Source organism: Microbacterium sp. S1037, assembly GCF_048381605.1.
Taxonomy (GTDB): domain Bacteria; phylum Actinomycetota; class Actinomycetes; order Actinomycetales; family Microbacteriaceae; genus Microbacterium; species Microbacterium testaceum_B.
The window spans coordinates 1,158,489-1,176,507 of record NZ_JBLWIG010000001.1 but is presented as its reverse complement, the minus strand read 5'-3'; the positions used below and the strand labels follow the sequence as shown (position 1 = coordinate 1,176,507).

The 18,019-nt window shown below is 70.3% G+C and carries 14 protein-coding genes; 7 read left to right on the top strand and 7 right to left on the bottom strand.

Translation table 11 applies throughout. The features are described 5' to 3' along the window. Positions 1 to 193 precede the first annotated feature (193 nt). Genes ACMW4R_RS05200 through ACMW4R_RS05175 form a run of 6 tightly spaced genes read left to right on the top strand, consistent with a single transcriptional unit; the run spans position 194 to position 5,267 of the window. On the top strand, positions 194 to 760 hold the full coding sequence (locus ACMW4R_RS05200; protein WP_418299345.1) for a glucose-6-phosphate isomerase family protein: 567 nt from the start codon (positions 194 to 196) through the stop codon (positions 758 to 760). Beyond that, on the top strand, positions 753 to 1,442 hold the full coding sequence (gene deoC / locus ACMW4R_RS05195) for a deoxyribose-phosphate aldolase (protein ID WP_418299344.1): 690 nt from the start codon (positions 753 to 755) through the stop codon (positions 1,440 to 1,442). Before ACMW4R_RS05200 ends, deoC begins: the two co-directional genes overlap by 8 nt. Next, positions 1,439 to 2,407, top strand: a complete 969-nt coding sequence (locus ACMW4R_RS05190; RefSeq protein WP_058615210.1) for a shikimate dehydrogenase family protein — start codon at positions 1,439 to 1,441, stop codon at positions 2,405 to 2,407. The genes deoC and ACMW4R_RS05190 overlap by 4 nt, the downstream gene beginning before the upstream one ends. A gap of 3 nt (positions 2,408 to 2,410) precedes the next feature. Then, positions 2,411 to 3,922 carry a xylulokinase gene (locus ACMW4R_RS05185; protein ID WP_418299343.1) on the top strand — a complete coding sequence of 504 codons (1,512 nt, stop codon included), beginning with the start codon at positions 2,411 to 2,413 and terminating at the stop codon, positions 3,920 to 3,922. Further along, on the top strand, positions 3,919 to 4,644 hold the full coding sequence (locus ACMW4R_RS05180) for an SDR family oxidoreductase (protein ID WP_058627111.1): 726 nt from the start codon (positions 3,919 to 3,921) through the stop codon (positions 4,642 to 4,644). The genes ACMW4R_RS05185 and ACMW4R_RS05180 overlap by 4 nt, the downstream gene beginning before the upstream one ends. Next, positions 4,641 to 5,267, top strand: a complete 627-nt coding sequence (locus ACMW4R_RS05175; RefSeq protein ID WP_418299342.1) for a bifunctional 4-hydroxy-2-oxoglutarate aldolase/2-dehydro-3-deoxy-phosphogluconate aldolase — start codon at positions 4,641 to 4,643, stop codon at positions 5,265 to 5,267. The genes ACMW4R_RS05180 and ACMW4R_RS05175 overlap by 4 nt, the downstream gene beginning before the upstream one ends. 528 nt (positions 5,268 to 5,795) lie before the next feature. On the opposite strand, the gene ACMW4R_RS05170 is transcribed toward ACMW4R_RS05175, so the two are convergent. From ACMW4R_RS05170 to ACMW4R_RS05145, 6 genes are all read right to left on the bottom strand, one after another. Beyond that, the gene (locus ACMW4R_RS05170; protein ID WP_418299341.1) at positions 5,796 to 6,959 is read right to left on the bottom strand and encodes an ROK family protein; all 1,164 of its coding nucleotides are present in this window, start codon (positions 6,957 to 6,959) and stop codon (positions 5,796 to 5,798) included. Between the two features lie 148 nt (positions 6,960 to 7,107). Then, a complete protein-coding gene (locus ACMW4R_RS05165; RefSeq protein WP_058596654.1) occupies positions 7,108 to 7,899 on the bottom strand; it encodes an ABC transporter ATP-binding protein in 792 nt (263 codons plus the stop codon). Further along, entirely contained in the window at positions 7,896 to 8,732 is an 837-nt protein-coding gene (locus ACMW4R_RS05160; protein WP_418299340.1) for an ABC transporter ATP-binding protein, read from the bottom strand. Before ACMW4R_RS05160 ends, ACMW4R_RS05165 begins: the two co-directional genes overlap by 4 nt. After that, positions 8,729 to 9,634 (bottom strand): ABC transporter permease, encoded by a 906-nt coding sequence (locus tag ACMW4R_RS05155; protein WP_153001390.1) that lies wholly within the window; start codon positions 9,632 to 9,634, stop codon positions 8,729 to 8,731. The genes ACMW4R_RS05160 and ACMW4R_RS05155 overlap by 4 nt, the downstream gene beginning before the upstream one ends. Before the next feature lie 2 nt (positions 9,635 to 9,636). Beyond that, positions 9,637 to 10,626: an ABC transporter permease gene (locus ACMW4R_RS05150; protein WP_058596652.1), complete on the bottom strand. Its 990-nt coding sequence runs from the start codon at positions 10,624 to 10,626 to the stop codon at positions 9,637 to 9,639. 31 nt (positions 10,627 to 10,657) lie between these two features. Beyond that, the gene (locus tag ACMW4R_RS05145) at positions 10,658 to 12,328 is read right to left on the bottom strand and encodes an ABC transporter substrate-binding protein (RefSeq protein ID WP_058613742.1); all 1,671 of its coding nucleotides are present in this window, start codon (positions 12,326 to 12,328) and stop codon (positions 10,658 to 10,660) included. 278 nt (positions 12,329 to 12,606) lie between these two features. Between ACMW4R_RS05145 and ACMW4R_RS05140 the strand changes: the two genes are divergently transcribed. Beyond that, on the top strand, positions 12,607 to 15,498 hold the full coding sequence (locus ACMW4R_RS05140) for a chitobiase/beta-hexosaminidase C-terminal domain-containing protein (RefSeq protein ID WP_418299339.1): 2,892 nt from the start codon (positions 12,607 to 12,609) through the stop codon (positions 15,496 to 15,498). 263 nt (positions 15,499 to 15,761) lie between these two features. On the opposite strand, the gene ACMW4R_RS05135 is transcribed toward ACMW4R_RS05140, so the two are convergent. Then, positions 15,762 to 17,864, bottom strand: coding sequence for an acyl-CoA dehydrogenase (locus tag ACMW4R_RS05135; protein WP_058597581.1), 2,103 nt, complete (start codon positions 17,862 to 17,864; stop codon positions 15,762 to 15,764). Positions 17,865 to 18,019 lie beyond the last annotated feature (155 nt).

The window sequence follows — 18,019 nt, the reverse complement described above, 5'->3', positions numbered from 1 at the left end:
CACCCCGCCCACCTGCGCCACCACCCGACGTAGCCCAACTACCCCCAGACCTCCGCAAACTCCCCAAACCGACCTCCGATTGCCCAAACTCCCCTACTTCTTGTAGTGTTACTACGCACGACGACGTACCCCAGTCGTCGGCGAAGGGAACGACTGCATGTGCGCCGCTGCACGACTGGCCGAACCGGCCCGGATGACCGTCGATATCGCTCGAGGCCTCCTCGCCGGAGGTTCCGAGCGCTACGAGAAGCACCTGCCCGACCTCGCGGGCGTCTACCGCGATGACGCGGCCTACGCCGAAGCGGTCGCGCTCGACGGCGGCGAGCCGGTCTACTGGGTCGAGAGCAGCACCCCCGAAACCGGGCGCGGAGCGCTCACCATCGGCCTGAGCGTCCTCCGGCCCGGCCGGATCGGCGACGAGTTCGCAATGACGCGGGGGCACCTTCACGCGCAGTCCGAGTTCGCGGAGCTGTACTACGGCGTCGCCGGCTCCGGGGTGATGCTGCTCGAGTCGGTCGAGGGCGATTCCCGCGCCCTTCCGATCACCCCCGGGGTGGTGGTCCACGTCCCCGGCGGCTGGATCCACCGCAGCGTCAACGTCGGCGACGACACGCTCGTCACGCTCTTCACCTACGCCACCGAGGCCGGTCAGGACTACGGGATCATCGCCGATGCCGGAGGCATGCGACAGCTCGTCGTGGCCGACGGCGACGACTGGACGACCCGCCCGAACCCCGACCACGGAGGCTACCGTGCCTGATCCCGGTCCCGTCCTCGCCGATCTCGCGCGGCACGTCGACATCAGCTGCGTCCAGGCGCAGCACGCCCGCGCAGACATCGACGAGCTCGTGCGCCAGGCCGTCGCGGGCGGCTTCGTCAGCGCCCACGTCCTCCCCGAGTGGCTCGGGTACTTGCGCGAACGGCTGGAGGGCACGGGCGTCCTCGCGGGTTCGCCCGTGTCGTTCCCGAGCGGCGGTGCCACGACCGCGACGAAAGTGGCCGAGGCATCCGAACTCCTCGACCTCGGCGCTCAAGAGCTCGACGTCGTCGTTGCCATCGGGCGCTTGCGCTCGGGAGACGACGCCTACGTGACGGACGAGCTCGCCGCGATCGTCGAGGTCGTCGACGGCCGCGTGCCGCTGCGCGCGATCCTCGAGGTCGGCCGTCTGGACGACGACGACATCCGTCGCGGAGTCGACGCGGCCATCGCTGCCGGAGTCCCCTGGATCAAGACGGGCACCGGCTGGTCGGGCGTTGCGACCACGATCGAGCACATCCGCCTGATCGCCGACCGGGCCGACGGTCGCGCGGCCCTCAAGGCCGCGGGAGGAATCCGCGACCTCGACACCGTCCGCGCGATGGCCGAGCTCGGCGTCACCCGATTCGGCATGAATGCCACGGCCGCGCTGGCCGCGGTCGCCGCCACGAAGGACCAACGATGACGTTTCCCACCCTCACCGCCTCGACCCTGCGTCCGGCGACGGCCCCCACGCTCTACTTCATCGGCGTCACGACGGGGAGTTCCTCGATCCAGCACGTCTTCCCCCGGTGGGCCGCACACCTCGGATTGCAGGATGCCGTGCTGCAGGGCATCGACCTGCCCCTGCACGCGCCCGCCGACGATTACCGCGCCGTCGTGCGGTTCATCGCGGACGACCCGCTGAGCCTCGGGGCCCTGGTCACCACGCACAAGATCGACCTCTTCGCCGCCTGCCGCGACCTCTTCGACGAGATCGACGCCTTCGCGGCGCTGATGGGCGAGACCAGCTGCATCTCGAAGCGTGACGGGCGACTCATCTGCCACGCGAAGGATCCGATCTCCAGCGGTCTCGCGCTCGACGCGTTCCTCCCCGCCGGATTCTGGTCGCGAGGACCCGCCGACGCCCTGTGCCTCGGCGCGGGTGGCTCGTCGATCGCGATCAGCTGGTACCTGTCCCGGCAGGAGCGGGGCCTCGACCGTCCCGCGCGCGTCATCGTGACGAACCGCTCGGCGGCGCGCCTCGAGCACCTGCGCGAGATCCACGCCACGCTGCCGACGGACACGCTGTTCGAGTACCACCTCACGCCCACCGCGTCCGACAACGCCCGCGTGCTCGCCGACCTGGCGCCGCGTTCGCTCGTCGTCAACGCGACGGGTCTCGGCAAGGACGCCCCCGGCTCCCCGCTCCCCGACGACGCCGTCTTCCCCCTCGACGGGGTCGCGTGGGATCTCAACTACCGCGGCGATCTCGTCTTCCTCGATCAGGCACGGGCGCAGAGCGCCGAGCGCCGCCTGCGGGTCGAGGATGGTTGGATCTATTTCGTGCACGGATGGACGCAGGTCATCGCCGAGGTCTTCGACATCGAGATCCCGACGTCGGGCCCCTCTTTCGAGCGCTTGAGCGAGCTCGCCCTGGCCACCCGCTGATCGATGGGTCCTCTCGCTCTCGCTCTCGACCTCGGCACCGGGGGGTGCAAGGCGTCGCTCTGGTCGCCCGAGGGCCGCTCAGTCGCCGAGACGGTCGTGTCGTATCCGACGCGGCATCCCGGTCCCGGCCGTGCCGAGCAGCGGCCGGACGAGTGGTGGGATGCCGTCGTCTCGGCGACCCGTGACGTCATCGCCCAGACACCCGGCGCACGGGAGGCCGTTGTCGGGATCGCCCTGTCGGGGCAGAGTCTCGGCGTCGTGCAGGTCGACGCCGCCGGAGAGCTCGTCGCCCGCGACACCCCGATCTGGTCGGACACCCGTGGCCGGACCGAGGACGTCTTCGCCCACCTCGACGAGGACGCCTGGTACCTGCGCACGGGCAACGGCTTCGGCGCGCAGCTGTATCCGCTCTTCAAGACGCGCACGATGCGTCTCGAGGACCCCGAGGGATGGTCGAGGACGCGGACGCTCCTCGGCTCGAAGGACTGGATCACCCTGCGGCTCACCGGCGAGATCGCGACCGACCACTCCATGGCATCCGGATCCGGCGCCTATGACCTCACCCGCGGCGACTACGACGACGCGCTCCTCGATGCGGCCGAGCTCGATCGCTCCCTGCTCCCCGTTCCGCGCGAGTCGTCCGACGTCGTCGGCACGTTGCGGGCGGACGCCGCCGAAGCACTCGGCCTACCCGTGGGTGTGCCCGTGCACGCGGGGGCGGTCGACAATGCGGCGATGGCACTGGGCTCGCGGGGCACGACCGACGGTCGCATCTACGCCGCCCTCGGCTCGTCGAGCTGGATGACGGTGACCTCGAGCGCCCCCGTCCTCGACGTCGACACGCGTCCGTACGTGTTCCGTCACGCCGTTCCGGGTCTCTACATCAGCGCGCTGTCGACGTTCAGCAGCGGCACGACCCTGACGTGGCTCCGCGACGTCATGCGCCCGGGCAGTGACATCGGCTCGTTCATCGACGGTGCCGCGGCGAGCCCGCGCGGGTCACGCGGCGCCGTTTTCGTCCCGACGCTCGCGGGCGGCACCCCGCTCGAGGGCGGCAGCGGCGTGCGAGGCCTCGTCTCGGGTGTCGAGCTCGGCACCGGTGCCGAGGATCTCGTGCGGGCATGCCTCGAGGGTGTGGCGTTCGCGCTCGACCGGAGTCTGCGTCACATCCGTACGCTCAGCGGACTGCCGTCCGACACCGACCTGCTCGTCTCGGGCGGGGGTAGTCGGTCCGCCGTCTGGAACCGGATCTACGCCGACGTGCTCGACACTCCGCTCGTGCGCACCACGGTCGATCAGCAGGCGGCGACCCTCGGCGCTGCCGCCCTCGTCTTCGCCGGGTCCGGGGTGTGGCCCTCGCTCGCCGCGGCGGACGACGCGCACGAGGTCGTCGACCGCGTGGCCCCCGACCCCGACGGGGTGCGCGCTTATGCCGCGCTCCGTGACCGCTACACCGCCGCGGCCGACGCCGCGGTGGTCTTCGCCCGATCCACCCCCTCCCAGGAGAACGAATGACCTCCCTTCCCCTCGTCGTCATCACCGGAGCCAGCTCCGGTATCGGTGCCGCGACCGCGCGCGCCTTCTCGGCCGCCGGACACCCGCTGCTCCTCATCGCGCGGCGCCTCGCCCCGATGCAGGCCCTCGGTCTTCCGGATGCCGAGCTCGCCGAGGCCGACGTCACCGACACCGCCGCGGTGGCTGCAGCGATCGCGCGCGCCGAGGATCGCTTCGGTCCCGTCGACCTCCTCGTCAACAACGCGGGCCTCATGGCCCTGTCGACGGTCGCCGAGCAGGACCCGGCGCTCGTGCAGGAGCAGTTCGACGTGAACTGCGTCGCCCTGGTGAAGAACAGCCAGCTCGTGCTGCCGGGCATGCAGGACCGCCGTCACGGGACGATCGTCAACATCGGCTCGATCGCCGGGAAGCAGCTCTACGAGAACCACGTCGTCTACAACGGCACGAAGTACGCGGTGCACGCGATGACCGAGGGGCTCCGCCGGGAGAACGCCGCGCACGGCGTCCGCGTGCTCCTCGTCGCCCCCGGAATGGTCGACACCGCTCTGCTGAGCAACACCGGCGAGGGCGACGTGCTCGACGGCTACCGCGAGTACAAGCAGAGCATCGGCGGCGGACTCGTCCCCGACGACATCGCCCGCGCGATCCTCGCCGCGTACCAGCTCCCGCAGCACGTGAGCTTCCGCGAGATCGTGGTCGCCCCGACCTCTCAAGACGCATGACCGGCGTCGACGTGCTGCACGGCAGCCTGATCGTCCCCGTCGTCGTCCTCGACGACGCGTCTTTCGCGCCCGACCTCGCCGACGCTCTGACGGCCGGCGGGATCCCGACGGCCGAGATCACCCTCCGCACCCCCGCAGCCCTCGACGCGATCCGCGCGGTGGCCGGCCGCTCCGGCTTCGCGGTCGGAGCCGGCACGGTGACGACCGTCACCCAGGTGGAGGCGGCCGTCGACGCCGGAGCGACCTACCTCGTCTCACCGGGGTTCGACGACGCCGTGATCGAGCGGGCAGCGGAGCTCGGCATCCCGTTCATCCCCGGGGTGGCGACCGCGACCGAGATCCAGCGGGCGATCGCCGCGGGACTCGACCGGCTCAAGCTGTTCCCCGCGGGCGCTGTGGGTGGCCCCACCGCGCTGAAGGCCTTCGCCGGTCCGTTCCCCGACGTGCGCTTCCTGCCGTCGGGCGGCGTTTCGGCCGCGAACGCCGGCGAGTACCTGGCGCTCGGCAACGTCTTCGCGGTGAGCGGATCCTGGATGGTACCGGCCGCAGCCCTCACGGCACGGGATGCCGACACCGTCCGCACTCTCTCGGCTGAGGCGTCGGCGGCCGTCGCCGCGTCCTGACCGATCTCCGCGGGGCGGCCGGGCGCGAGGCAGCCTGTGCCCGTGCCGTCCCGCGGAGTCCCCGGCCGACACGCCGAGTTCCGGCATCCTGGACCGGCGTGTCGCGGCCCGACTCCGCCCGACGGCACGTGGGCACGATCGGCGCAGCGTCCCCGTGCCCGTACCGTCACGCGGAGTCCGCACCCGACACGCCGAGCCCACGGCATCCCGAACCGGCGAGTCACGGCCGAACTCCGCCCGACCGCCCACCGGCACGAACGCCGCCGCCCCCGTACCGTCACGCGGAGTCCGCACCCGACACGCCGAGCCCACGGCATCCTGCACCGGCGAGTCACGGCCGAACTCCGCCCGACGGCCCACCGGCACGATCGGCGCTGCGAGCCCCACCCCCGTACCGTCACGCGGAGTCCGCACCCGACACGCCGAGCCCACGGCATCCCGAACCGGCGAGTCACGGCCGAACTCCGCCCGACGGCCCGGCCACCACCCGGCGGCACGGCGGCCGCCCGACGGCCCGACGGCCCGGCCTCACCCCGCGAGTGCGGAGCGGAGCGCGAGGGCCGCACCGCCGAGGGCCGCGGCTCTCGACGGGTGGGCCGAGACCGTGACGCGGACCGGGTGGGTCCTTCGTGCGAAGAACGCGCGGTCGACGCTCTCCTGTGCGCGGGTGGCGAAGAAGTCCGCCGCGGCGCCGAAGCCGTCACCGGTGAGGACGACGAGACCCACGTCGAGGAGATTCACCAGCCCCGTGATGGCCACCCCGAGGGCATCCGCCGCGCGCGTGAGCACCGCGACGGCATCGGCGTCGCCCGCCGTCAGCGCCCCGGACACGATCTCGGACCAGGCGAGCGACCGACCCGTGCGCTGCGCATACGCGAGCTCGACGGCGAATGGCGCGGCGACGAGCTCGAGGCATCCGCGGTTTCCGCAGTGACACAGCGGACCGTCGAAGTCGACCGAGAGGTGCCCGATCTCGCCGGCGTTCGCGCTCGCGCCGCGCAGCGGCTCCCCTCCGATGACGATTCCGGCTCCGATGCCCACCCCCATGTGTATGGTCGCGAACGTCGACTCGCCCCGTGTCGCCCGCGAGTAGTACTCGCCGACGGCGGCCGCTGTCGCGTCGTTCTCCATCACGACGGGGAGTCCCGTCGCCTCGGACAGAGCAGCCCGCAGCCCGAAGTCCGACCAGGGCCGCTCGGCGGGCAGTTGCACAGCGGTTCCGCGCACGCTGTCGATCGGGCCGGGCACGACGACTCCCGCGCCCGTGACGATCGCGGGATCGACGTCGAGCTCGACGACGAGTCGGCGGACGTCGTCGGCGACGCGGCGCACGACCGTCGCGGGCGGATCGTTGCCCGCCCCTGCGCCGTCGCGCTCGGCGACGACCTCGCCCCACAGGTTCACGGCGACGTACGAGGTCGAGCCGAAGCCCAGCAACACCCCCACCGCGTAGCGGGCGTCGGGCCGAGCCTCCAGGAGTGTCCGCGGCTTGCCGCGAGTCGGCGTCCCCTGCCCGACCTCGGTGACGAGGCCGTCCCGGATCAGCTCGCGCACCACCGTCGTCATCGACGCGGGTGTGAGAGCCGTGGCGGCGGCGAGCTCGATGCGACTGATGGGTCCGGCGGCACGGATGAGCTCGAGCACCACGCTCCGGGTAGGCGGTCGAGGGGCCGCGCGATCGGCATCCGTCATCGGTCACCACCGCGAAAGCGCACGGTGAGCGCCTCATGGATCCGGATGCCACCGGCCTCGGCGCCCGCGCGATGCGGAGGCTGCACGGCGTCGAGGTCCACCCTGTAGCAGTACCACGGATCCGCACGACACCCCGGGAGCCGGGGGCTCATGACGGCGTCGCGAAACGCCGACGCGGGTCCGGGGCCGCCTCCGCCAGGCGCTGCGTGTACGGGTGCTGCGGGCGCAGGATGACGTCGTCCGCGGCCCCCGCCTCGACGATCTCGCCGCGGTACATGACGAGGATCTCGTCGGAGAAGTGCCGCGCCGTTGCGAGGTCGTGGGTGATGTACAGCAGCGCCAGTTCCTCCTGCCGTTGGATGTCGGCGAGCAGTCGCAGCACCCCGAGGCGGATCGAGACGTCGAGCATCGAGACGGGTTCGTCGGCGATGAGGACGCGCGGGCCGGGAGCCAGTGCGCGGGCGATGGCCACGCGCTGACGCTGACCGCCCGACAGCTCGTGCGGACGCCGGGCGAGGAAGTCGGCTCCGGGACTCAGGTGCACCCGCTCCAGCAGCTGCTCCGCCGCCTCGCTCACGGCGCGGCGGCCGCGCGCGCGACCCGAGATCACCAGGGGACGGGCGAGGTGGTGCAGCACCGAGTGGAAGGGGTTCAGCGAGGCGAAGGGGTCTTGGAACACCATCTGCACGTGCGAACGGAACCGCCGCAGGTCTGAAGCGCGGGTCCCCAGCCGCTGCCCGTCGAGCAGGATCTCGCCCGCCGTCGGTCGCTCCAGCTGCAGCAGCATCTTCGCGACCGTCGACTTGCCGCTGCCGCTCTCGCCCACCAGCGCCACCGTGCGGCCGGCGGCGACGGTGAAGTCGACGCCCTTCACCGCCTCGACGGCGTGTCTGCCGCTCCCGTAGGTCTTGCGCAGCCCGACGGCCTCGATCGCGTTCATTCGTTCTCCTCCGGGTTGCGTCCCGTCCACCCGTCGCCGGTCAGGCTCGGAAAGGCGGCGAGCAGTTCGCGCGTGTACTCCTGGCGGGGGTTCTCGTACAGCTCGCGCGTCGGGGCGAGTTCGACGATCTCCCCGGCTCGCATCACCGCGATGCGATCGCTCACCTCGAGCAGCAGCGGGAGGTCGTGGGTGATGAAGATCACGGCGAACCCGAGCTCGTCGCGCAGGCGCGTGACCTCGCGCAGGATGTCGCGCTGCACCACCACGTCGAGGGCGGTGGTCGGCTCGTCCATGATCATGATCGGCGGGTCGAGAAGCAGTGCCATCGCGATCATCACACGCTGGCGCATCCCGCCCGAGAGCTCGTGCGGGAACGCCTCGAGCCGCTCGGCCGGCACCCCGACCACCTCCATCAGCGTCGCGCACCGCGCGCGACGCTCCGAGGCGGTCATCGCCGGACGGTGCGTGGTCAGCACGTCCTCCAGTTGCGCGCGGATGCGCAGCACTGGGTTGAGCGCGTTCATCGCGCCCTGGAACACCATCGAGATGCGATCCCAGCGGAACGCCCGCAGCGCCGACCCCTCGAGGAGGTCGACGCGGATCGACTCCCCACCGGCGAGGAAGGTCACCTCACCGCCCGTCAGCTGCGCCGGGGGCCGGAGCAGCTGGGTGATGCCGTAGGCGAGCGTGGTCTTGCCGCACCCGGACTCCCCCGCGATGCCGAGGATCTCGCCGCGCACGAGGTCGAAGCTGACCCCGCGGACGGCGTGCACGACCGGGTCGGAGAGGTAGTCGATGCGCAGATCGTCGACGCGCAGCACCGGGGCGCTCATGCGGTCGCCTTCACGGGACGCACGCGGCGCGGTGCCCGCAGCTTCGGGTTCACGATCTCGTCGAGCGCGAAGTTGATGAGCGAGAGGGCGGCCCCGAGCAGGGCGATCAGCAGGCCCGGTGGCACGAACCACCACCACGCCCCCGAGCGCAGCGCGGACCCCATCTGGGCTTCGTAGAGCATGCGCCCCCAGGTGTAGTCCGACGAGACGCCGAGGCCGAGGTACGACAGCCCCGCCTCGGCGAGGATCGCCGAGACCACGCCGAAGACGAACGACGAGGCGAGGATCGGCAGCAGGTTCGGCAGGATCTCGACGGCGATGATGCGCCACGACCGCTCCCCCGCCACGCGTGCGGCGGAGACGTAGTCGCGGCTCCGGAGGCTGAGCGTCACCGCGCGCAGGACGCGCGCTCCGCCCGCCCAGCTCGTGAACGCCAGGATGAGCGCGACGACCGCGAGACCGCGGTCCTCGACGTAGCTCGAGATGACGATGATGAGCGGGAGCCCGGGGATCACGAGCGCGATGTTGGTGATGAGCGAGAAGCCCTCGTCGAGCCATCGTCCGAGGTAGGCGCCCACGATGCCGAAGAACGCCGCGAGGACCAGACTCAGGATGCCGACACTCACCCCGATCAGCAGGGAGTTGGTGGTGGAGACGGCCAGCTGGGCGAAGATGTCCTGTCCCTTCTGCGTCGTCCCGAGCCAGAACTCGCCGCTCGGGGGCGTGATCCCGATCGGGCGGATGAGGAAGGGGTCTCCCACGAAGGGCGGGGCGATCAGACCGAACGCCACGATGGCGCCGGTGATCGAGAGTCCGGCGACGAGCTTGCCGCCGAGGCGACGACGCCCGCGCCGCCGCGGCGAGAGCTGCGCGATGGTCGCGGTCACGGATTGCGAAGACATGACTACCTCCGGACCCGCGTGCGGGGGTCGATGACCCCGTACAGCAGATCGACGATGAGATTGGCGCCGAGGACGGCGACCGTGATGACGAGGAACAGCCCCTGCATGAGGGCGTAGTCGTTGTTGTTGACCGCCTGGAGCAGCGAGTAGCCGATCCCCGGGTACGAGAAGACCTGCTCGGTGACGAGCGACCCCGAGACGACGAAGCCGAGTGACAGGGCGAAACCGGCCACCGAGGGCAGGACGGCGTTGCGTGCCGCATACCGCTGACGGATGCGCACCGGCGACAGCCCCTTCGCCTCGGCCGTGGTGATGTAGTCCTCCGAGAGCGTGGCGACCATCATGTTGCGCATGCCGAGCATCCAGCCGCCGACCGAGCTGATGATGATCGTGGCGGCGGGCAGGGTCGCGTGCACGACCGCGCTCGACACGAACGACCAGGTCCACCCGGGGGTGGTGGTGTAGATGTCGTATCCCCCGAACGCCGGGAAGATGCGCCACACCACGGCGAGCAGGTAGACCAGCAGGATCGCCATCCAGAAGTACGGCACCGCCTGCAGCATCGTCGTGACCGGGATGAGGTTGTCGAGCCATCCCCCGCGCTTCCATCCGGCGAGGGTGCCGAGGGTGACCCCGAACACGAACGACAGCAGGGTCGACACCCCGACGAGCACGACCGTCCACGGCAGGGCCTGGCCGATCACGTCCTGCACGGGAGTCGGGAAGTACGTGATCGACGGACCGAAGTCGAAGCGCAGGACGTTGCCGAGGTATCCGACGTACGACTCCCACAGGGAGCGGTCGTCATCGGTGCCCAGGAGCAGTTCGAGGCTCTGTCGCGCGGCCGGGCTCACCGGCCCCTTCTGCGCGAGCTTGGCGAGCATGATGTCGACCGGGTTGCCCGGCAGCAGGCGCGGGAGGAAGAAGTTCAGCGTGAGCGCGGCCCACAGGGCGATCACGTAGAACGCGAGCTTCTGGCCGTAGTACCTCACCCTCCCTCACCCCCGCGCGGGCTCGCCCCCGTCACTGGGCCGCCGCCGGCTGGAGACGTGCGGTGACGACACCCAGGTTCCAGATCGACCAGGATGCCGGGAAGGCGTACAGGTCGTCCTCGGTCGGCCATCCGGTGGCGTTCCGCGTGCTGTAGTACGTCACGGTCGGGACGACGAGGACGGGGATGTACGGCATCGCCTGCGAGATCACGCGCTGGATCTCGAAGTACGTCTCCTTGCGCTTCTCGGGGTCGAGCTCCACGCGAGCCGCGGCGACGAGCTGGTCGACCGCGGGGTCGGAGTACCGGGAGTAGCTCGTGGGCGCCTGCTGCCCCACCGGGGCCGTGGCATCCGTCGTGAAGTACGTCGCATAGATGTAGTACGGGTCGGGCGCGGGTCCCTGATAGACGCCGTCCATCGTGAACTGGAAGTCACCGGAGAAGCGGCGCTCGTTCCACTGGGCACCCGGAAGGGCCTCGGGCTTGAGGTCGATCCCCGCCGCCGCGAGCTGCTGGGAGGCGACCTCGATGGCGGTGACGTAGTCGGTCCACTCCTGCGGGACCTGGACGGTGACGCTGAGCTTCTGGCCGTCCTTGGCGAAGAAGCCGTCGCTTCCGCGCGACCACCCGGCCGCGGTGAGGAGGCTCGCGGCTTCGTCGGGGTCGGCGTTCGGCGGCGTCTGCACCGCGAGGTCGGGGGCGATGAGGTCTGCGTCGCGCTCCGGCAGGAGCAGGGCGGGCGACACCGCGCCGCCGAGTCCCTCGAAGGCGATGTCGATGATCTCCTGGCGGTCGATCGCCGCGCTGATCGCCAGACGGACCGCCGGGTCGGTCTGCGGGCCGGAGCATCCCAGCGACGCCTCGGCGCACGCGACCCACGTGGTCTGGTTGATGGGGGTGTTGATCTGCTCGAGGTACGGGTCGTTTTCGACCTGCTCGGCGAAGTTGGGCACGAGGCCGGTGTTCCAGTCGAGCTGGCCGTTGGTCATGGCGGTGATCGCCGCGTCGCCACTTGCGAACGAGACGTAGCGCAGCGTCTCGAGCTGCGGTCGGTCGGGCTGCCAGTAGTTCTCGTTGCGCGAGAGGACGTAGCTCTGCGGGGTGAAGCTCGCGAGCGTGAAGGGCCCCGTCCCCACGGGCGCGTCGTTGACGAAGTTGACCACGTCGTCGAACCCGCTCCACAGGTGCTCGGGGACGATCGCGGTCCGGCCGATGAGCTCGGGCCCGATCGGCAGAGAGGGCTCGGCGAAGCTCACGGTGACGGTGTCGTCGTCGACGGCCGTCGCCTCACCGGCGTAGCCGATCGTGTTGATCTCGGGCGTCTTGGCGAGCAGGTCGTAGGTGAACACGACGTCGTCGGCGGTGAAGGCCTCGCCGTCGCTCCACTGGACGTCGGGGCGCAGTTCGATCGTCAGCTCGGTCGCGTCGTCGTTCCACGCGAACTCCGTCCCGAGCATCGGCTCGGGGTCGCCCGCCGAGATGGTGTTGTAGAAGAACAGCGGCTCGTAGATCGCCCCGAGGGTGGGCTGCAGGACGTTCGGCGAGAACGGGTTGAAGTTCTTCGTGATGTCGCCCAACGAGCCGGTGGCGATCGAGATGCCGTTCTGATCGCCGCCGGGCGACACGCATCCGCTCACAGCGATGGCGGTCGCACCGAGGGCGGCGGCGAGGGCAAGGCCCCGCCGGGAGCTACGCAGGATCATCGTCGTTCCTCTCCCGGCACACCACCGTGCCGGACGTCGTCCTCACCGTCTGGCGAGGTTTAAGTAAAGTAACTGAAATTAGTGGTTCTTGGTAGCCCAACTACCGACTTGCTTCCCAGGGCCACGAAGCAGACCCGTTTTTTCGGCTCTTGCGCCGACCCGCCTCCCCGCATAACCTCACTCACGTCACCCCCCGGCGTAGCTTTACTACCGATTCGCGCGGCACATCCCGCGATGAGTCGCCGCGACGCCTCCCATCACCGGCGATAGGAGAACCCATGAGACGACGGCGCACAGCCCTCGCCTTGACCGCGACGACGAGCGTCGTCGCTGCCGCCCTGCTCGTCCCCACGACCGCGGCATCCGCGGCCGACGAGCAGCGCACCGTCACCGTCCACCTCGACCAGACCGTGCAGGAGGACTACCTCGGCGTCGGCGTCAACGTCATCCCGTGGAGCCTGCTCGAGGGCACCACGAAGTACGGCTACGACGACGCCGACTGGGAGGTCGACGTCGAGCGCATCCACACCCTGCAGCCGAAGGTCGCCCGCATCTGGTTCCAGATCGACTGGATGGAGCTCGAGAAGGGCCAGTACGACTTCGAGAGCCCCGAGATGCTCGCGTTCTACCGCTACCTCGACGCCTTCAAAGACGCGGGCACCGAGGTCGAGCTGAACTTCGGCTGGAAGGTCGGCGCGCGCGTGCACGACTGGTTCACGATCCCCGGCGCGCCCGACCCGTACATCTCGGCACCGGCCGACCTGCCCGCGTACGGCGCCTCCGCCTCGGCGCTGCTGCAGAACCTCTTCGACCGCGGTTACGACAACGTCGACCACCTCACCTTCTACAACGAGCCGAACGGCAGCTGGGACTTCTGGGCACCGGGCGACGAGAAGGCCTACTACGCCGACATGGCCCGCGCGGTGAGCGATCGGCTGACCGCCGACGGCCTGCGCGACGACGTGCAGATCTGGGGCCCCGAAGAGGTCAACGCCGTGGCCTGGACCCAGTACATGGCCGAGAACGCGGGCGACGTCTTCGACCAGTACTCGTTCCACCTGTACGGCGAGTCGTACGACGCGATGGGGGATGCCATCGCCCAGCGCCGCGCCGTCATCGGCGATGCCCCGTTGAACCTGTCGGAGATGGGCTGGACCAACCCCGGCACCAGCGTCTGGGAGACCGGCTACGCGAACTACATCATCCGCAGCGCCAACGACGGCGTGCACTCGAACCTCATCTGGCAGCTCAACGGCGTCATGACGGGCGACCCCGCGGGCGACACGAACGGGTCGTACAACCTGTGGGACTCGCTCATCCTCGGCCTCGAGCCCACGGCCGCGTTCTCGGAGGCGGGCCCGCTCATGCGGTACGTGCCCACGCACAGCACGGTGCTCGGTACGGAGGTGTCGGATGCCGATGTGCGCGCGACGGCGTTCCGGGCGCCCGACGGTGAGCTGACGGTGCTGGTCGAGACCCAGTCGGGATCGCCGAAGGACGTCCGCGTGCAGTTCGACGGCGGCGACGCGACCGCGGACTTCACCCGCATCGCGTACACGGATTCGATCGCACAGCCCGGCGAGAACGCCCTTCTCCCCGCCTCGAGCGGAACCCTGACCCCGGATGCCAACGCCTTCACCGACACCGAGATCGGCGACGAGCACACCTACGCCATCTACACGACGGCCTCCGTGGCCACGCAGGTCGAGATGACCCCCGTGCGCACCTCGGTCGCCGGCGGTGCGCAGGTGCAGCTCGACGCGAACGTCATCGACGGCACCGGCACGCCGACCTGGTCGGTGGTCGGAGACGACAACGGCACCATCGACGCGAACGGTCTGTTCACGGCCCCGTCCGTGACCGCCGAGCGCACCGTCGCCGTGCGGGCCACGCTTCCCGACGGGGAGTACGGCGTCGCGCAGGTCGAGGTCACCCCGGCCAGTACGGCCGGAGTCACCGACGCTCCGGTGTTCAGCCTCGAGCGCGGCGTCTACGACTCGATCGAGGCCGTGACGATCACGAGCGCCACCCCTGACGCGCAGATCTTCTACACGACGGACGGCAGCGAGCCCACGGCATCCTCCACCCCGTACACCGGGCAGATCTTCCTCGAGCCGCTCAAGACGACCTACCTACGAGCCGTCGCGGTGGCACCCGGGGCGGACGCGTCGGGAGTGACCTCGAGGCTGTACAAGGTGAGGGACGTGCAGAACGCGCCCGACGGGTACACCTTCTGCCAGTACGCGGACGGCGGCGAGTGCGCCTTCGACGGGGAGGCGAACGTGGCCTTCGGCTCCGACGGGCTCTTCGTCTTCGGCACCTTCACCGACGGGGTGGACTGCACGGTCGCCTCCTTCGGCTCGAACCCGAACCCGGGCGGCGACAACCGCTGCTTCGTCAACCCCGACGTGTCGGAGGAGCCGCCGCTGGTGAGCATCCTCAACGCCGGGTTCGAACGCCCCGCCACCGGCGGCACCGCGAACGGGCCGATGGTGAACGGCTGGACGTTCAGCGCCCGCGCCGGTATCCAGCACAACAACAGCGTGTTCGTCCCCGCTTCGCCCGCCCCGCAGGGGGAGCGCACGGCGTACCTCAAGAGCGACTCGGGGCTCGCCAGCCGGATCGATCAGACCGTGGTGTTCCCGGCCGGGACCTACGCGATCACGTTCGCCGCGGCGAACCGCGTCGGCTTCGGCGGCCAGCAGGAGTTCGACGTCGAGGTCGACGGGCAGAAGCTCGGCCACTACGTGCCGGTGGGCGGGGACTACCAGTACTACGAGACGGCGCCCTTCACCGTGACGCAGGGCGAGCACACGATCTCGTTCGTGGCGACCACCACCGAGGGCGACAACACCGGGTTCGTCGACGACGTCCGTGTGGTCGCTGCCGGCGACACGGACACCACGGCCCCGACGGTCACGGTCAAGCAGGGCGCGGAGTTCACCCAGGGCGACGCCGAGGCGTACGACAGGGTGAGCTTCAAGCTCTACGACGCCGGCAGAATCGACCGCGCGGTCATCAACGGCGTCGTGAAGGATCTGACCGACAACACCTGGTCCGACGTGAACTTCGTCGCCCCGGGAGTGTTCGGGGCCGTGTCCGGCGAGAACACGCTCGTCGTGTACGACGTCGCCGGAAACAGCACGACGGTGACGTTCACGCTGCGCTGACGCTCACGCGAGGCCCGTCTCGCCCTTCGGGGCGGGGCGGGCCTTCGTCTGCGCGCGGGGCGTCGGGAGCGCGGCACGGCTCCGGTCGAGCGCGGTGGCCCCGGTGTCACGAGAACAGGCGGTGCGCCCGCAACAGAACGGCATCCCCACGGATCGTCCTGTTCTCGGCGCATCGCCTGTTCTGGTGCTCCGCCCTTCAGCCGCCCGGCCCGGCGGCGGAAGCGCGCGGGCGGCGGTCCCCCACGGCCGCCGCCCGCGCGCGCTTACTTGGCCGGCTTCTTCTCCGGGACCGGCGCGTTGCCCGAGGCGCGCAGCGCGGCGTAGTACGCCGCCGCTTCGTTCTGACGGTCGTCCTCGACGCCCGTCGCGATCGAGGCACGCACGTGCTCGGGCCCGTAGCCGAAGGCATCCACGAGATCCTGCGCGTGCGGTCGGAGGCGCGCGCACAGCCGATCGATGTAGCTCGAGACCGCCGCCGCACGCTGGGTCGACAGGCGACCGTTGATGAGGTGCCACGCGAGGTGCTTCTCGATGAGCTGCAGACCGAACAGGTCGCGCAGCCACGTGAGCACTCGAGCCGTGCCGGGGTCGGAGATGCGGTTGATCGCGTCGGTGAAGGCCTCCCACTGCAGCAGCTCGCCGTGGGCGCGCGCCGCTTCGATCAGCTCGGCCTGGTTCGCGTTGAACAGAGCGGCCGCGTCCTCGCGGGAGAGCTTGGATGCCGGACGCAGCCGACCCGCGATGTCAGCGATCATCTGCTGGACGCGACCCGCGAGCAGCTCGTGCTGCTGGTCCGCGCGGAGCCCGCGCTCGACCGAGCGAGCCGTCGACCCGAGGTCGGTGACCGCCTGCCCGAGCTGGCGCAGCCCCGCCCCGTGGAAGAGCTTGCCCGCGGTCTGGCCGACGGCGAACGCGGCGAGCTGCTTGGCATCCTTGCCCTTGAACTGACGGGCGTAGTCGGCGAGCAGACGCTTGCCCACGAGCTGCAGGAGGATGTTGTTGTCACCCTCGAAGGTCACGAAGATGTCGAGGTCGGCGCGCAGCCCCACGAGACGGTTCTCGAAGAGGAAGCCCTGTCCGCCGCAGGCCTCACGCGCCTCTTGCAGGGTGTCGAGCGCGTGCCAGGTCGACAGGGGCTTGAGGGCCGCGGCCAGGGTCTCGAGGTCTTCGCGGTCGGCGTCGGTGTCGAGCGCGCCGCTGAAGACGCCGTCGAACTTCTGCAGGAACTCGTCGTGCGCGAAGATCTCGGCGTAGGTCGTGGCGAGGCGCGGCAGAAGACGGCGCTGGTGCTTGCCGTAGTCGAGCAGCGTGACCTCGGGCGTTCCGCTGCCCGAATCGAACTGGCGACGCTGGTTGCCGTAGGTGATCGCGATGATCAGGCCGATCGCCGAGGCCCACGCGGCCGCGCCGTCGAGCGAGACACGGCCCTGGACGAGCGTGCCGAGCATCGTGAAGAACCGGCGACCGGGGCTCGCGATGTCGCTCGAGTACGTGCCGTCGGGGGCGACGTCGCCGTAGCGGTTGAGCAGGTTCGTGCGGGGGACGCGGACGTGGTCGAAGTGCAGGCGTCCGTTGTCGATGCCGTTCAGGCCGCCCTTGAGGCCGTCGTCCTCACCGCCGATGCCGGGAAGGAAGTTGCCCTCCTCGTCGCGCAGGGGGACGTAGAAGCAGTGCACGCCGTGGTTGACGCCGTTCGTGATGAGCTGCGCGAACACGGTCGCGGCCTTGCCGTGGAGCGCGGCGTTGCCGAGGTAGTCCTTCCAGGCCCCGCGGAAGGGGGTGTGGATCACGAACTCCTCGGTCTCGGGGTCGTACGTGGCGGTCGTGCCGATCGCGGCGACGTCGGATCCGTGGCCGGTCTCGGTCATGGCGAAGGCGCCGGGGATCTCGAGGCTCATGATGCCGGGCAGCCACTTGTCGTGGTGCTCGGCCGTGCCGAGCTGCAGCACCGCGGAGCCGAAGAGGCCCCACTGCACGCCCGACTTGATCTGCAGGCTCGGGTCTGCGGCCACGAGCTCTTCGAAGCCGGCGATGTTCGCGCCGTTGTTCTCCTCGCCGCCGAATCGCTTCGGGAAGGCGCGGTGCACGGCGTTGTTCTGCACGAGCAGGTGCAACTGGCTCAGGGTGCGCTCGCGGTGCGCGTCCATCCCGAGGCTGTCGTCGCGCCACAGCGCGGGGTCCTTGAGCATCTCGCGCGCCTGGCGGCGCGTGTCACCCCAGGTGCCGAGGAGCAGATCGGTGACCCGATCGATGTCGATGCGCGACTCCGCGGCCTCGGCTGCGGAGTGCGGAGCAGACGGTGCACCCCCGACGGGCGTGCGCGTGCTCGTGGCGGGCGTGGTGGGACGGACGGCGGCGTCGGTCATTTTCGGCACCTTTCGACGTTGCAAAGGGATGCCACCACGGTAGGAGTCCCACAACGCACCGGCAAACGGTGTGTGAGGTGTCGACAATGCCTGCGCGCGACGGGAGGCGGGGTCGTTGTGGGTGGTCAACATTCCCGTGCGGAGCCTGTGGGGCG

Excerpts from the sequence above, each read along its gene's own strand:
- ACMW4R_RS05200 (WP_418299345.1), top strand. The coding sequence starts at position 194 with ATGACCGTCGATATCGCTCGAGGCCTCCTCGCCGGAGGTTCCGAGCGC.
- ACMW4R_RS05190 (WP_058615210.1), top strand. The coding sequence starts at position 1,439 with ATGACGTTTCCCACCCTCACCGCCTCGACCCTGCGTCCGGCGACGGCC.
- ACMW4R_RS05185 (WP_418299343.1), top strand. The coding sequence starts at position 2,411 with ATGGGTCCTCTCGCTCTCGCTCTCGACCTCGGCACCGGGGGGTGCAAG.
- ACMW4R_RS05180 (WP_058627111.1), top strand. The coding sequence starts at position 3,919 with ATGACCTCCCTTCCCCTCGTCGTCATCACCGGAGCCAGCTCCGGTATC.
- ACMW4R_RS05175 (WP_418299342.1), top strand. The coding sequence starts at position 4,641 with ATGACCGGCGTCGACGTGCTGCACGGCAGCCTGATCGTCCCCGTCGTC.
- ACMW4R_RS05170 (WP_418299341.1), bottom strand. The coding sequence starts at position 6,959 with ATGACGGATGCCGATCGCGCGGCCCCTCGACCGCCTACCCGGAGCGTG.
- ACMW4R_RS05165 (WP_058596654.1), bottom strand. The coding sequence starts at position 7,899 with ATGAACGCGATCGAGGCCGTCGGGCTGCGCAAGACCTACGGGAGCGGC.
- ACMW4R_RS05160 (WP_418299340.1), bottom strand. The coding sequence starts at position 8,732 with ATGAGCGCCCCGGTGCTGCGCGTCGACGATCTGCGCATCGACTACCTC.
- ACMW4R_RS05155 (WP_153001390.1), bottom strand. The coding sequence starts at position 9,634 with ATGTCTTCGCAATCCGTGACCGCGACCATCGCGCAGCTCTCGCCGCGG.
- ACMW4R_RS05145 (WP_058613742.1), bottom strand. The coding sequence starts at position 12,328 with ATGATCCTGCGTAGCTCCCGGCGGGGCCTTGCCCTCGCCGCCGCCCTC.
- ACMW4R_RS05140 (WP_418299339.1), top strand. The coding sequence starts at position 12,607 with ATGAGACGACGGCGCACAGCCCTCGCCTTGACCGCGACGACGAGCGTC.
- ACMW4R_RS05135 (WP_058597581.1), bottom strand. The coding sequence starts at position 17,864 with ATGACCGACGCCGCCGTCCGTCCCACCACGCCCGCCACGAGCACGCGC.